At 55.1% G+C, this 13,971-nt stretch carries 14 protein-coding genes and 2 pseudogenes; 12 read left to right on the top strand and 4 right to left on the bottom strand.

All coding sequences use genetic code 11. The annotated features are described in order from the left end of the window. Positions 1-219: 219 nt before the first annotated feature. The gene (locus tag ACI2KA_RS24455) at positions 220-1,140 is read right to left on the bottom strand and encodes a LysR family transcriptional regulator (RefSeq protein ID WP_404505044.1); all 921 of its coding nucleotides are present in this window, start codon (positions 1,138-1,140) and stop codon (positions 220-222) included. 243 nt (positions 1,141-1,383) lie between these two features. Here ACI2KA_RS24455 and ACI2KA_RS24450 point away from each other — a divergent pair, with 243 nt between their 5' ends. Continuing rightward, positions 1,384-2,295 carry a nucleotidyltransferase and HEPN domain-containing protein gene (locus tag ACI2KA_RS24450; protein WP_404505043.1) on the top strand — a complete coding sequence of 304 codons (912 nt, stop codon included), beginning with the start codon at positions 1,384-1,386 and terminating at the stop codon, positions 2,293-2,295. Positions 2,296-2,297: 2 nt separating this feature from the next. Here ACI2KA_RS24450 and ACI2KA_RS24445 read toward each other — a convergent pair. Then, positions 2,298-2,951, bottom strand: a pseudogene (locus tag ACI2KA_RS24445) (IS630 family transposase); the annotation flags it as partial. Between the two features lie 76 nt (positions 2,952-3,027). On the opposite strand from ACI2KA_RS24445, the pseudogene ACI2KA_RS24440 reads away from it, so the two are divergent. Next, a pseudogene (locus ACI2KA_RS24440) lies at positions 3,028-4,580 on the top strand (ISL3 family transposase). Positions 4,581-4,862: 282 nt separating this feature from the next. Here ACI2KA_RS24440 and ACI2KA_RS24435 read toward each other — a convergent pair. Together ACI2KA_RS24435 and ACI2KA_RS24430 are read right to left on the bottom strand one after the other, a co-directional pair. Continuing rightward, positions 4,863-5,123, bottom strand: coding sequence for a recombinase family protein (locus tag ACI2KA_RS24435; RefSeq protein ID WP_404505071.1), 261 nt, complete (start codon positions 5,121-5,123; stop codon positions 4,863-4,865). A gap of 94 nt (positions 5,124-5,217) precedes the next feature. Further along, the gene (locus ACI2KA_RS24430) at positions 5,218-6,153 is read right to left on the bottom strand and encodes a hypothetical protein (protein WP_404505042.1); all 936 of its coding nucleotides are present in this window, start codon (positions 6,151-6,153) and stop codon (positions 5,218-5,220) included. A 159-nt stretch (positions 6,154-6,312) separates the two neighbouring features. Here ACI2KA_RS24430 and tssI point away from each other — a divergent pair, with 159 nt between their 5' ends. From tssI to ACI2KA_RS24380, 10 genes are all read left to right on the top strand, one after another. Continuing rightward, a complete protein-coding gene (tssI, locus tag ACI2KA_RS24425; protein WP_404505041.1) occupies positions 6,313-8,469 on the top strand; it encodes a type VI secretion system tip protein TssI/VgrG in 2,157 nt (718 codons plus the stop codon). Positions 8,470-8,485: 16 nt separating this feature from the next. Continuing rightward, positions 8,486-8,920: a hypothetical protein gene (locus tag ACI2KA_RS24420; protein ID WP_404505040.1), complete on the top strand. Its 435-nt coding sequence runs from the start codon at positions 8,486-8,488 to the stop codon at positions 8,918-8,920. Positions 8,921-8,965: 45 nt separating this feature from the next. Continuing rightward, on the top strand, positions 8,966-9,400 hold the full coding sequence (locus ACI2KA_RS24415; protein WP_404505039.1) for a hypothetical protein: 435 nt from the start codon (positions 8,966-8,968) through the stop codon (positions 9,398-9,400). Between the two features lie 5 nt (positions 9,401-9,405). Further along, positions 9,406-10,401, top strand: coding sequence for a hypothetical protein (locus ACI2KA_RS24410; RefSeq protein ID WP_404505038.1), 996 nt, complete (start codon positions 9,406-9,408; stop codon positions 10,399-10,401). A 94-nt stretch (positions 10,402-10,495) separates the two neighbouring features. Then, complete coding sequence (locus tag ACI2KA_RS24405; protein ID WP_404505037.1) at positions 10,496-11,053, top strand: hypothetical protein; 558 nt, start codon at positions 10,496-10,498, stop codon at positions 11,051-11,053. Positions 11,054-11,068: 15 nt separating this feature from the next. Then, positions 11,069-11,455, top strand: a complete 387-nt coding sequence (locus ACI2KA_RS24400) for a PAAR domain-containing protein (protein WP_404505036.1) — start codon at positions 11,069-11,071, stop codon at positions 11,453-11,455. Continuing rightward, complete coding sequence (locus tag ACI2KA_RS24395; RefSeq protein WP_404505035.1) at positions 11,407-12,675, top strand: hypothetical protein; 1,269 nt, start codon at positions 11,407-11,409, stop codon at positions 12,673-12,675. The genes ACI2KA_RS24400 and ACI2KA_RS24395 overlap by 49 nt, the downstream gene beginning before the upstream one ends. After that, on the top strand, positions 12,672-13,172 hold the full coding sequence (locus ACI2KA_RS24390) for a hypothetical protein (protein WP_404505034.1): 501 nt from the start codon (positions 12,672-12,674) through the stop codon (positions 13,170-13,172). Before ACI2KA_RS24395 ends, ACI2KA_RS24390 begins: the two co-directional genes overlap by 4 nt. Positions 13,173-13,180: 8 nt before the next feature. Beyond that, positions 13,181-13,630, top strand: a complete 450-nt coding sequence (locus tag ACI2KA_RS24385; protein ID WP_404505033.1) for a hypothetical protein — start codon at positions 13,181-13,183, stop codon at positions 13,628-13,630. 142 nt (positions 13,631-13,772) lie between these two features. Next, positions 13,773-13,971, top strand: a 199-nt coding sequence (locus ACI2KA_RS24380) for a hypothetical protein (RefSeq protein ID WP_404505032.1), incomplete at its 3' end; no start/stop codon positions are given.

Raw genomic sequence — 13,971 nt, 5'->3', positions numbered from 1 at the left:
CCCTTCGGCAATATGTCCAATATACGACATACGGGACGACCAGCGGGGTATGGAGGATAGCATGCAGTTGGTCCTGATGACGGGAAATACCCACGACGGTGCTCGCTCATATGAGGGATCGCCACGTTGCACAGGAATAAGGGGCGCGTGTGCCAGGGTGTCCACGTCTGCTCGACAACCGGGAAACGCCGGGGCTTGCCGCCATGCTATTTCGGAGGTTCAATTGCGGTACTGTTTCCGAGCGGGCGCTTTCGCAATAGTGGATGCGAGCTGGCGGCCGATGTCGATGATGTCATCACGATTGGCTGTCGGGTCCTGGTTGCTCCAGGCCAGTCCAAGGCCGATGCGCAGATCGATCTCCTCCACCGCCTTTAAACGGAAGTTCCTATTCGGCAGGTTTGATGCCCATTCCGGAACGAAGCCGACACCAACACCTGCGGAAACGAGAGCTATTAGTGAAAGTGTGTCGTCGCAGGTGTAGACAATCCGGTCGGAAAGATCATGCTCACGGTATGTATCCAGAAAGTACCGCTCCGTGTAGGACAGGTTCGAACGCGAGAAGGAAATGATCTTCTGGCGGCGCAAGTCCTCAAGCGTGACGGTCTGGGCTTCAGCGAGAGCATTGTCTTTGGAGACGGCGAGTAAATACCGCTCCTCTGTTATCGCCTGCCATCGCAATGCGCCGTTGTTGTCCAGTGGCCGGACAAAACCGATATTGACCTGTCCGCGCTCAATGTCCCGTACGATGGATTCGGTTGTGCCGTTGCGGATATGAATGCGGATGTCCGGATAGCGTCGGCCAATTCGTGCAAGAAAATCGGGCAGAACACCGAAGGTTGCCGGGTGGATGGTGCCGATGGTGATCTTGCTGGCAGCCTTGCCCGCGACCGCCTGTGTGATCGCGCAGCTTTCGTCGACATCGCGAAGCAGTTGAACGCAACGCTCGTAAAAAACAGAACCTGCCGGGGTGAGTTGTACGCGGCGTGTGGAACGAATGAGAAGGGGAACGCCCAGTTCCTTCTCGATCGCCTGGACCTGGGCAGTGACCGCAGGCTGGGCGAGGTTGAGCCGGATGGAGGCGCGCCCGAAATGCAGTTCTTCCGCGACGGCAACGAATGTGCTCATTTGGCGCAGATCCATTTCAGTTCCTTCCGCCGGACGCGCGATTAAGGTCGACGCAGGCCTCTAATTCCAACAGGATAGAGTGGTCCGTTGCCTTAGTCCAGATGCAACATTGATAGGGCACTGCGATTAATGGTTGCTGAAGGCGGTTTGGCCCCGCATAATGTCGAAGCAGGTGGATTGGGGCTACAACAATGTGGAGTAGCAATAGCCTGCCGATAACGGCTAGGATACGCGTTCAGAATAATCGATGGTGAGGCCATGAAAACGGATATCGGACATCTTCCGCAGGCAAAGCAGAGCGAACTGGAAAGGGTCGTCCGGATCATCCACGAAGAGTTCGCCGGCATTGTCGAGCGTTCGAAGTCCGACGCCAAGAAGGACGGACAGATTTATAAAATCATTCTGTTCGGTTCCTACGCGCGTGGCACATGGGTGGATGAGCCGCACACGTCAAAGGGTTATCGATCGGATTTCGATATTCTCGTCATCGTCAGCAACAAGGAACTGGCCGACCCGAAATACTGGGACAAGGCGACCGACCGGCTGATGTGGGACAAGGAGATCGAGACACCTGTTGGCATGATCGTGCATGGCGCCCGCGAGATCAGCAATTTCCTGCATGACGGGCAGTATTTCTTTGTCGATCTCGCACGCGAAGGCGTCATCCTCTACGAATTCGACGACCGGCCGCTTGCAGAACCGAAACCGCTCAGCCCGGCCGATGCACTCAGGGTGGCAGAGGAGCATTTTGGCGAGGGAATGGCTGCTGCTCGATCGTTTCTCGATACGTCAATATATTTGCATAATAAGCGGCCAAAGCATGCTGTTTTCGAACTCCATCAAGCGGTCGAATCCGCGTACTCCTGCTACCTCCTGACACTGACCAACTACTCTCCGCCATCGCACAACCTCAAATTCCTGCGCGGACTTTCGGAGGATCGTGATCGCCGTCTGGTTGACATTTGGCCACGCGACCATCAGCGGTTTACCGCATGGTACAACGTCCTCAACGAAGCCTACGTCAAGGCACGCTATTCGAAGCATTTTGAGATTTCCGAAGAAGCTCTTTCCTGGCTTCAGGAGCGTACGGCTGAGCTTCATGCCCTGATCGAGACGCTTTGCCGGGAGCACATCGAAAAGCTTCAGCAGGCCGTGAAAAACAGTAGTTGAGGCTAGTCACCTGAATCTGAAGTTCGGCTCATTGTTTTTTGGCAGAAACTCTTGACCGAGGCGAGTATTTGGTCGGCGGATTTGACCCACTTGTATGGGGTAGGGTTTTCGTTATGGGTTTCGATGAAGGCGTCCATGTCGGCCTCCAATGTGCAGTGGAACGGTGTACGCCGCGCTGCAACTGCTTTCGTCTCAGTTCTGCGAACCACCGCTCGACCTGATTGATCCAGGATGCCGACGTTGGCGTGAAGTGAACATGCCAGTGTGGGCGGCGTGCGAGCCAGGCCTTGATCCTCGGCGTCTTGTGGGTCGCGTAATTGTCCATCACCAGATGCACGTACGGTCCCTTGGGCATCTCGGCGTCAATTCGCTTCGGGAAGTCGAGAAATTCGGTCGCCCGGTGACGTTTGTAGCACTGGCCGATCACCGCGCCAGTCGCAACGTCGAGCGCGGCGAACAGGGATGCCGTGCCGTTGCGGACATAGGCATGGGTGCGCCGTTCGGCGACGCTCGGCGCCATGGGCAGAACAGGCTGCTCGCGATCCAGTGCCTGGATTTGCCACTGCCCGGTCCGGCGGCGACATATAAAGCCCGACTATGTCCTGCACCTTATCGACGAAGAGCGGATCAGAGGAAAGCTTGAATGTCAATCGGCGTCGTAACGGGGGTCTGACGCAATCTCGATGATGTTTGGGATTCTACTGGCCTGGTTTCCGAAGGAGAATCAGCGCCATACGAGCCCATTTTCGGCTCTCCGATCTGATCCCTGCCGAATTGAACGTGGATGCAGTGCATCACAGACCCGACGTGATCGTGGTCGCGGCATGTGGTCAGTCCGGAGGTTGTAGGTGCCCCGAATGCGGTACGACCTCCCATCGTGTTCATAGTCGCTATCCTCGGATAATTGCCGATCTGCCGTGTGCGGGTCGAAGGATCGAGCTGCATCTGACTGTCCGACGCTTCGTCTGTGCTGCCGACGAATGCCGCCGAAAGATTTTCGCAGAGCGTTTCGGTAATGATATCGTCCGGCCCATGGCCCGCCGGACAGCACGCCTGGACACGTTGGTTCACCATCTCGCTTTAGCATTGGGTGGTCGCCCGGCAGCACGGTTCGCAGATCGTCTCGGGTTTCCGGTTAGCAATGACACGCTGCTTCGAACCATTCGCCGATATGATCGCCCACCGCCACCGCCGCCAAGCGTTATCGGCATTGATGACTGGGCGTGGCGGCGCAACCATCGATATGGCACGATCATCTGCGACCTTGAACGGCGAAAGGCGATCGCCTTGCTGCCCGACCGAGAACCGGCGACTGCCAAGGCCTGGCTGGTCCAGCATCCCCAGATCGAGATCGTCGCACGAGACCGCGGTGGCGGATACGCGCAGGCCGCCACACAGGCCCTGCCATATGCCAATCAAGTCGCCGACCGCTGGCATCTGATGGAGAATGCTGGTCATGCCTTTCTCGACGCAGTGCGCAGGTCGATGCGGCAGGTCCGCATCGCAGTCGGCACAGCAACCGTAAATCCGAAGCTTCTGACTGCGGCCGAGCGTTTGCAGTATGAGGGATATCTGCGACGCGAAGAGGCAAACGCTATCATTCGTGGGCTCGTCTGCGAAGGCTTATCCATCAAAGAAATCGTGCGTAGAACCGAGCACAGCAGAAAGTTGGTTCGCAGCGTCGTTCGTGGTCAACGGACCGACATCTTTCGAGTCCGGCAAACGTCACTCGAACCACATCTGCCGTGGCTCGAAGCGCAATGGGATGCCGGATTACGGAACGGCGCTGAACTGTGGTGTCAGCTTCGGCTGGCTGGGTTTGGCGGAGGTCTCCGCGTTGTCACTGAATGGACAACACAACGAAGGCGGGCCGAAAAGGCCGAGAACAGGCTCGGCCACGCGCCGGCGGCACGCACCATCGTCCGCCTGATGACCCTTGAACGCAACATTTGACCAAGGCTCAAACGATGACGGTTGCCGCAATCGAGAAGCGACTACCAGACCTCGTCGAGGCCCGAGATGTCGTGGAGAGCTTTCACGAGATGCTACGGCGCAAGTCTAAAGATGATCTGGACGCGTGGCTCGCCCGCGCAGCAACAAGCTTGGTCGCATCATTCGCCAACGGCGTTATCCGCGACAGGGCAGCGGTTCAGAATGCAATAACTTCAATCTGGTCGAACGGCCAGACAGAGGGCCAGATCACCAAGCTGAAACTCATCAAGCGCCAGATGTACGGGCGCGGGAAACTCGATTTGCTTGAGGCACGTATCGTCGGAGCACCCTGATGTCATCGAGATTGCGTCAGACCCCCGTTACGGCGCAGATTGACAGTGATGCCTGTGTGACAGGGCTTTTATTCTTGCTATTTAACATTATGAATCATAACTAATGTATCGCGGAGGGTGGGGACATTCCCCTCGGCAGTTATGATCCCAACTGACCGGTCGCCACTTTCCGCTGTTTGATCTCTACCGCGGAAGAAGTCTTCTTTCCAGAAAGGGACCAGAGAACGCGGAAATGCTTTCTTGTCGAAGGGCAAGGGCTACATCCTTCCACGGCAACCGTACTTAGCTCGCGCTCCGTGCAGGTATTCGCCCGAATGTACAATGTTCGCCCTTAAATGATCTAAGGGAGTGGTGTGTGTCTTTTTTGAGGGTGTCTCCGGCTCTCAGTTGATCGAGCAAGCGATAGAGTTCCGGTCGATTCCATCGGTCGCCAGACGTCTTTTCATAGAACACGCGGTTACATCCGGCATCCCAGAGCGTTTTCACCTGAGTGACCGTATCCTGGCCATCATTTTTCGAAAAACGGGCATAGCCGATAAGCACAACTTGCACATAAACCTGCTGCCAATCAAATCATTTGGCAACAGGTTTATGTGCAAGTCGTGCTGCAGTACGAGTGCGCGCTACGCATAACTGATCACTCCAGTTCGTCACCCGGCATCTGATAGTCCCTGCTTCCAGGCACAATCAGTAGTACGTTGAAACCCTCATCAACATTGAAGGTCTGTGGGGCGAGTAGTTTGTTTGCATGTTCGGAAATGAACCAGCGCGCGATGTTCTCATCATGAACTGCCGATACGCTTTCCCGGACGCTCTTTTTGATCGTGTCGATAATTTCGATGCGGGGCTTGTCCCGAGTGTTGAGATGGATGAGCTTTTTCCGCGCTGGGCTACCCGCATCGGAAACGGCGACAGACACCCTGTCCTTGGCATAACTTTTGACCCGGGCCCGTAGTCGCTTTGGGCGCGCCGCATCGAACCGTTCGTTGATCGTCCTGATGCGTGTTTCGATTTCCGCATCGCCGTGATGCGCTTCCGGCATGATATCGTCAGCAGGTGTGAGTTCCTGGCCAAATTGATGGCGCGCCACTTCCGCGGCGTGATGAGCATAGGCGAGGTGGGTTACCGGCAGCGCCTTCAGCCATTTGCGGCGCTGTGTGATCGCCATCGACTTTGCCGCCTCCTCGCCGAACCTGGCGATGGAGAAGTTCTCCTTCCTCTGACCTTCACGGGTCGTCAGCGTCGCCTGCCAGGCATCACCATCCGCCGTTTCGACGCGCCTCACACCGGAGATTCCGCTCCGGTTGTTTTTGCGCAAAAGCACGGCCTGCCCGTGGTTGGTGGCAGGTGGAATGGCGAGGATGATGGCGTCGCGGTAGGCACGCGCCTGACGATAGGCGGCACCGCCCGAGCCGTAGACACTGTCCTTGAACAGCTTGACGATCCTGTGGCCGCGCCGCCTGAGGCTCACCCACCAGCCGGCACCATGGTGAGCCCCGGAGGCCTCTTCCCGTCGCAGGCCATAGTGGGCGGCATCATGCTTTGTCTGTCTTGGCGTCGTTCCGTCCGTCACCCCATGCTCCAGCCTGTTGAATTTTCATCGATGGTATTTTGTTGCATTCAGGTTGCATAATTCATGGGATTCCATGTTTCTGCCACAATGTTTGATTGCATTATGTCGAGATTTTGACAGATGACTGATAATTTTTCCGATCTTCCATCGAGGTTCGCCATGACCGACCAGCCTGCATCTTCGGACTTTCTCCAGGCGAGCCGTGTGCTCAAGGTCAAGTCTCCTCTAGGGGAAGACCAGCTTCTGCCGGAACGTCTTTTGGTCGAGGAGGGCGTATCGCAACTCTTCGACCTTCGCCTGACGCTGCGGGCGAAGAAGGAAGCGGTCAAACCCGAGGAGCTGATCGGCCGGCTGGTGGATGTGTCGGTCGAGGTAAGCCAGGGCGACGGGGAAGAGGGCAGCGGCATCCGCCGCCCCTTCAACGGCCTGGTGACGGAACTGCATGAAGGCCCGCCGATCACCCGCGGGCTGCGCTCCTATGCGCTGACGATCCGCCCGCAGATGTGGCTTCTGTCGCGCCGCTCCGATTGCCGCATCTGGATGGACAAGACGGCGGTCGAGATCGTTGAGACACTGTTTTCCGAACATGGCATTCCCGCCCCCGATACGTCCGGCATCATCTCGCCGCCGCCGGCACAGCATTACAGCGTTCAATGGAACGAAGATGACCTTTCCTATCTTCTGCGCCGTTTCGAGGAGGACGGGCTGTTCTTCTGGTTCAGCCATGAGGACGGTTCCCACAAGCTGCATGTGGCCGACAGCGCCAGCGGCTGGCTTTCGCCGTCGGCTTCGGCGCAGGGCGAGGGCCGGGTGCGCCTGGCGCAGGGGTCTTCGGACCGCAACCACATCAATGACTGGGCACGGCGTTTTTCCTATGTGCCCGGCCAGCGTGCGGGCGCGGACTGGAATTTCGAGACGCCGGGCATGGTGCCGGGCACGATGACGCCGTCGCTGGTGCAGATGCCGGATGCGACCAAGCGCGAGCTTTACGAATATCCGGCCCGGATCAGCACGGTGGAGGAGGCGGAGCGGGCGCAGAAGCTGCGCACGCAATCGATCGAGGCGGATCATGACCGTGTGTTCGGTTCGTCCACCTCGCGGATTCTGGAGGCGGGCCGACGGTTCACGCCCTACGAGGTTGCGCATCCCGATCATGCCTATGAGGAGCATGTGATCATCCGGGCAAGCCACAGCATCGTCGACCGCTCCTATGAGACGAATGGCGACGAGCCTGAATATCGCAACAGCTTCGAGGCGATCCCGGCCCGCGTGCCGCTGACGCCGCATCGCGCGACGAAGCGGCCGCGGATCGAAGGGACGCAGGTGGCGATTGTCGCCGGCCCTGAAGGTGAGGAAATCCATCCGGATCAATATGGCCGCATCAAGCTGTGGTTCCCATGGGACCGCAAGGCGAAAAAGGATGGTACGGATACGTGCTGGGTGCGGGTGGCGCAGAACTGGGCGGGTTCCAGCTGGGGCGGCCAGATCATCCCGCGCATCGGCATGGAAGTGATGGTCGCCTTTGTCGATGGCGACCCGGACCGGCCACTGGTGACCGGCGTGGTACCGAATGCACGTCAGACCGTTCCTTATGAACTGCCTGCGAACAAGACGAAGAGTACGTTCCGGACCAATACCCACAAGGGAAAGGGTTTCAACGAATTAAGCTTCGAAGATGAAAAACGCCGCGAAGAAATCTATGTGCATGCGCAAAAAGACATGAACACAAAGGTTCTCAACAATAACACACATGCTACGGACAACAATGATGTCCAGTTTGTTGGCAATAACAGACAGATCGAAGTCCGGAATAACCATGATGAAATCATCGGAGGGAATCTTTCGATCAGCGTAGGACCAGCAAATATTGGTCGCATCGTCACTAAAGTGCTGGCATCCCTTACTGCCGGGATCGGTCAAGCGGCTGCCAAATTGGGTTTGCCCGGTGCTCTTAACCCGGGTGAAGGCAACATGTTGCTGACCGTTGAAAAGAACAAGACCGAGACCGTTGGCGTCTATAACTCCATCAATGCTGGCGTCGGCATGATGACCAACGTCGGGCTATCTTATAGCGTTAATGCGGGCCGGCGGATCGCCCTTACCAGTAGTGACACAATGGGATTTTCGGCCGGGAAATCGATAACAGTTGGCAGTTCAGGGGAGGTTCATGTTCACTGCGGAGAATCGCACATTCTGCTTCATCAGGACGGCACGGTTTGTCTCGGGGGCACACGTCTTTTCCTTGATTTTAAGGATATCGAGATTAACGGCGAGAGCACAATCATAGCCAATGCCGGTCGTATTGATCTGAATTAATATCGGAGACCTCTTTATGCAGTTTTCCGCACTCGCTCTACTTGTTACACTGGCTTCGTCCAGTGGCTGGTCCCCGAGTTGTGTAACGGACTTGTCGGAATTTGATTTCCTCAGCACATCGCCGACGAATTTTGCGTTCGGTTCGCGTAATGATGTTTCGGCAGCCTATAAAAAGCTAATAGAAGTAATTGACGATCCGGCGCACTTTGAAAAGCCCACCTTGTTCTATGTGACCAAAGACTTTTCGCACTTCACCAAATCAGAGTGCTCTGGAGACAAATGTCGCGGGATGGATATCCTGATTGGCGAGCAGCAATGCGCAGCCGATCCCGGGAGCAACAAGACGGCATGTACTCCTATCGCAGCAGTATATCAGTCTCGTGTCTATTGCCTCCTTGAACCTTCACTGGAAGATTTCGATGCTGAAAATCGTTTTCGCCCTTTTCAATAGGAAGCGTGATGCGTTCCTAGTCCTCAATGTAGCCGAGAAGATTAGATGCAGTTTATAACCTTTATTTCACTTATCGTTTTAGCCTCGTCCTCCGGTTGGACGCCGAGTTGTATTAGCGATGAGGCCGAATTCGATTTTTATGCAACGCGGCCGCAGAAATTTGCATTTGGAACCCGTGACGAGGTTGCGCAGGCCTATGAAAGACTTGTCGACAATATCGGTAATCCGAAGTGGTACTCCAAGCCAACTCTCTTTTATGTGACTGGGGCTTACACCCAGTTCACTAGAGCCGAGTGCGCTGGCGACAAATGTGATGCGATGGATGTTTTCAACGGCCTGCAGCAGTGCTCCAGCGGTGCTCAAACATCGGCCGATACCTGCTATCCAATCGCCGCTGTTTATAATTCCAAGCTCTACTGCCTTCTTGAGCCCTCGCGTGAGGGAACCAATAACAGTGAGCCATTTCGTCCATATGAGTAGGAAGCATGGCTAAGGAAACATTCCCTTATGGCAACGATCTGAACCATCCTGAGCGATGGGCAGGTTTGGCCAACACAAAGTCCGAAAGCTGGCTGGTCGGCTATCACAAAGGGGCCTCCCTGATCGTCGGGGGACACACTTTTCTGTTTTTCGGAAAGGAAAGCCTCGTTGCATTTTCCGCTCGATTCAGAGGGGCCGGACTGACAGCAGGTTACGGTCTTTCGAACATTACAAAAAGGGCGACCCGCGGTGGAGGCCAAACGCAACGCTATCCCGGATCGAACCAGCAGCACAGCGATCCAGCTCAAGTCGTGGAAGCGTTCGAGCATTCACGTGACGCAGTTAATACGTTGGATTGGCACTATGAAAAAGATGATTTTGGTTCCGCGCATCAGATATACCGAACGCTCGCAGCAAACGTATCTGGGTTCAATGCACTGAAACCGTTTTCGTCAAATGATCTGAACTGGACATACGGTGCAGTCTCAGGCGTTTCCGTTGAGGCCGTTATAGGTGCCGGGACGGCATACCTCGCCGACGCGAGCAATCTTTTCACTGAAGCAAGAGTTATAAACATTACCCAAGAACCTACGTTGCTGTCGGCATCTCTTGGCTCAATGCAGGGGTTCTGGTTCGTTGATAAATTCTATTCGCTCTGGACCGAGCGTGCCTATTCCAAAACGGAGGAATATCCCTTTCGCGCTTACAGTGTCCATCCATACTTCCATCAATGGAAGTCGCCCGCATATGCGCAAGCACAGGAACTCTCACGGGTACAGGAACAGGATCGCGTCCTAAACGACATTAAGAAAGAGATGATGGAGAATCCCACTAAGTTCGGTTACCCCGACAGTGATTACGCTCTTCAGGAAATTATTAAAATGGATGAGCAGTTAAACCAAGGAGCGCGCGCGCCGGAATCAAATCCTTATCTGCCATGGATTGCAGCAGAACATCGTGAGGTCTTTGGCGCACCACGCTGGGGACCCTTGCCCCGTTAATCAGGAACGGCTGCAGAAATTTTGCAAAGTATTTTCAAGCGCAATGTTTAACGATGGCGCGATCCGACACCCAAGTTAAGAAACATACGTCAACATGAACATAGACAGGTTTTTTGATAGCGTGCCCTTTACAACATTGGTTCAGTTCGACCGTGGTCGAACGCCAATGAGCGTATGGTTCGAACTGCATTCTCTGAACAAGTTTTGGGAGAATAATTATCTTTCGGAGATAAAAGCTGGAAGACCCGCACTGGCGCTGGAGGTACTTGATAAACACCGGCAGGAAGCGCGCTTCTTAGCGGACTTTGAGGTCGAGCGTTGGGTATATATGTGTGCGGCGGTCGGTTGGACTCCGATCGCTTGCACCGCAACGTCTTGGTGCAAGGGCGCTTCACTCGATGACGTCTTGGCGCTATGGCGCAAGCTCGGAGCACCATCGCCCGTTGCGGACAGCAGTGCCAATCTTGCCGCACTTCTGATCAATCACGAGATGCTCCCAAGAAATTCACTGATCGAACTTATTACTGCAGGCAAGGATGTCGGGGGTATTTCGCTTCTGCTGGCAGCGAGGTTTGAGAAGCCGAAGGATGATCTGACTCTGGATCAAAAAGCAACCTTATCGTTAGAACTCAAAGAGGTTCTGGGAATCTAGGATGGGAATTAAGTAATGCCCTCAGCTCATCGCCGTTCTGACATAGGCTCAGGCCATTCCTGTCATTTCCCGCCGACACTTGCGACCGGCGGCAGCCCTAACGTATTCGTCAACAAAAAGCCGTTGATGCGGGTAGGCGATGCGTATGTTCCTCATGGTTGTCCGGTTTGTCCGGAGCCCTCACATGGTCGCAAGCTTGCGGCTGGCTCGTCGACGGTCTTCATCAATGGTAAGCCTGCTGGCCGCATAGGGGATGCAATCGATTGCGGCGGGCAGGCGCAAACGGGTTCCTCCAATGTTTTTATCGGTGACAGTTCCGGCTCCAGTAAAGCGGGAGACGCTGGCGGCACCGATTGCCAGAAAAGTATGGCGGCGAAATCGATGCCGATGATGCGGGGATAGTTTTAATGCTCCCTGACCCCGGTGACGAGAGACAACAGGACGCGGCCTCGCAAGCTTTGCTGAAAGCAGTTTGTGAGATCGCGGCCGATTCGGGAAAACGTGTTTACGCCGTCATGGATGGCTCGCAGTACAATGATCTGCCGCAACTGCTGAAAGAGGCGAACGTTGCTCACCGACCGCTTTACCGTTATGCGGGCGATGATTACGACGTCATCCTCGGCGGGCCTTGGCTGGTCGACCCTTACCAAGCTGCTGTACCGTATCCTGTGGGCGCACCGTCATCGGTGGATGAGGTTGAGGATGATCTATCCGAAGAAGTTCTGCAGACGCGCTCAGTTGCGCTTTCCGCGCAGATGGTGTTATCGCTGCAAGGAGGCGATCCGACAGGTGGTGGAATGCTGCCGGTGCCCCAAGGTGATAAAATAACGGTCGAGGAACGCCTTCGGAAGATACTCGCGTTGAGCCAGGGCAAACCTGCTGTGGTTTTCTGGTCCGGTGAAAACGATTTCGTTCCCGAGCGGCTTTATCGGCATCTGCGCGGTCTCAACCGGATATTTGTGCCGAAGACATGGAATGGCCCTGAGGTTTCAAACGAGTTGCCCCGTGGCGAAAAGGCCTCACCTGCTGCGGAATCCGATCTCTCAGCCTCTGAAAGTGTGACGTCCGCCGGGTATGAGCCGTTCATTTTCCGGCATGCGGATGCGAATGTTATGATGCAAATCATTCCAGTCTTGGACGAGGCCCAACTCGGGCATCTTTTCGGCCCCGCTACACAGCTGTTGTTCGCGCCGGGTGGAGAATGGGGTGGCGGCGTGAAGCGGGCAAGGATGGTGTTTTCGCCGGATAGACCGCTCGGTGAGCCGATTATTATGTCAAAAGATATGATGGCCGCTGTTTCCGAGGTCCGTGATCAGGCGTCTCGCCGCAAAATATCTGGCTATCTTGAACGCAACGCCGAAGACCACCTCAAACATATGGATGAGGAGGAGCGCGATATCTGGATAAGCTATCAGATTCGCGAGGCAAGAGCGCTCGGTGTGCGATCGGAAGCGGGGCTGGGACGCTGGTGTTATCTGCAAGCCATTACCGACGGACGGCTGACGCATCAACCGGGCGTGACTGACTACATGATGAGCAAGGGAGAGGGCACCCCTGACGAAAAAGTGCGATTGTTGCTGAAGTCTGTCAGGGTTGCTGCAAATCGTGGGGTGAACGCATGACGACGCTTGTTGCTGGCGCACCCCTTTTGGCGGGCGGCCCACCCGGCTGGGTGGCATACGGGGTCCTTGCGGCGGTGACGATCATCGGTGGCGCTTATATCGCCAGCCAACAGATGTCGAAGGCGGATGAAGACGCGGACAGCACGCTGCAGAACAATGATGCGTCTGACTGCACGGGTGATTGCGCTGAGGCGAAAGAGAAAAAAGAAAAGGAAAAGATCGGGGCGATGGATGCGGACTCCACCCAGAAACCCGGCGACAAGGACTTCAACAGAGACAGGCCAGGCACGGTCGATGATGCGAACAAGGATTTTGACGACCTTGTCGGAGACAATTCGATCGATAAAGGAAATGGTATTAGGATAGGCAAGCTCTCTGACGGCCGTACCGTAACGGTGCGACCTGAAAGTAAAAGTAACGGACCTACTCTCGATATTATAAAGCCGAACGGGCGGCCCTTCCGAAAATATAGATATCCCGGCAGTCTATCGACATGAGGCCCAAGATGAAATCCGATCGATATGGAATAGACAAGGAATTCTGCCGCAGGAGCGGTTGCAGGATTTTCTTTGGCGTGGACTGGCTGGATGATGCCGAATATGGGGCCTTCGAGGCGTTTTTCGGTTCGCGTCAATTGTTTGTTTCAAGCGGGGATGAAGCGCTCGAGCATTCGTTAGCCTCTTCATTTTCCGAAGCGGTTAAACTGGAAAGTGAGTTTGTCGACACTGATAAATATATTTTCTCGCCAAATGACGCTCTGATTTATGTGAGCGACGACCGGGATGTTTTTCTTGTTGCCGCATCAGGCGAGCGTATTACAACGTTGATCGAGGGAATATCAGCCCGCGGGGGGAGAACGTATTCCTCCCTGGTACGAAGCGGCGCGGCAGAGCCGAAGAAGCAGGTCAAGACGCTATTCGACTATTGGTCTGACTTCAATTTCGAGATTGCCTGACAGACTCTAACTGTAAATTAGTTCCGAAGATCATAACCGCTCAACGTGTGATCGTATACCCGCTATGTACATCCCAAGACTGGCCAATCAGTGGTCATAGACGATACTACAGGTGGTATAATTCATGTTGGAGGACCGGGCTTTGTCCATTGAACAAGGAACCGTAATATACGTTAAATTGATGAATGAGGTTGTCGATGTCTGGAGGCCAGTGCAAGCCATCCAGATAAGCGAAAATCGCTACAAATTATACGCCGCCTCGCTGATCTCGACTCTTTGGCCTTCCCAAAACGCGATGAATCTGAATCTCTGGTGCAAACCGGAGGTTTGCGATGCGATCA

It is taken from the genome of Agrobacterium sp. NPDC089420, assembly GCF_044900305.1.
GTDB lineage: Bacteria > Pseudomonadota > Alphaproteobacteria > Rhizobiales > Rhizobiaceae > Agrobacterium.
This window is presented reverse-complemented; position numbering and strand designations above follow the sequence as displayed.

What these genes read in the sequence shown, in the direction of transcription:
- ACI2KA_RS24390 (WP_404505034.1), top strand. Translation starts at nt 12,672, where the DNA reads ATGACGACGCTTGTTGCTGGCGCACCCCTTTTGGCGGGCGGCCCACCC.
- tssI (WP_404505041.1), top strand. Translation starts at nt 6,313, where the DNA reads ATGACCGACCAGCCTGCATCTTCGGACTTTCTCCAGGCGAGCCGTGTG.
- ACI2KA_RS24420 (WP_404505040.1), top strand. Translation starts at nt 8,486, where the DNA reads ATGCAGTTTTCCGCACTCGCTCTACTTGTTACACTGGCTTCGTCCAGT.
- ACI2KA_RS24415 (WP_404505039.1), top strand. Translation starts at nt 8,966, where the DNA reads ATGCAGTTTATAACCTTTATTTCACTTATCGTTTTAGCCTCGTCCTCC.
- ACI2KA_RS24455 (WP_404505044.1), bottom strand. Translation starts at nt 1,140, where the DNA reads ATGGATCTGCGCCAAATGAGCACATTCGTTGCCGTCGCGGAAGAACTG.
- ACI2KA_RS24450 (WP_404505043.1), top strand. Translation starts at nt 1,384, where the DNA reads ATGAAAACGGATATCGGACATCTTCCGCAGGCAAAGCAGAGCGAACTG.
- ACI2KA_RS24410 (WP_404505038.1), top strand. Translation starts at nt 9,406, where the DNA reads ATGGCTAAGGAAACATTCCCTTATGGCAACGATCTGAACCATCCTGAG.
- ACI2KA_RS24405 (WP_404505037.1), top strand. Translation starts at nt 10,496, where the DNA reads ATGAACATAGACAGGTTTTTTGATAGCGTGCCCTTTACAACATTGGTT.
- ACI2KA_RS24385 (WP_404505033.1), top strand. Translation starts at nt 13,181, where the DNA reads ATGAAATCCGATCGATATGGAATAGACAAGGAATTCTGCCGCAGGAGC.
- ACI2KA_RS24400 (WP_404505036.1), top strand. Translation starts at nt 11,069, where the DNA reads ATGCCCTCAGCTCATCGCCGTTCTGACATAGGCTCAGGCCATTCCTGT.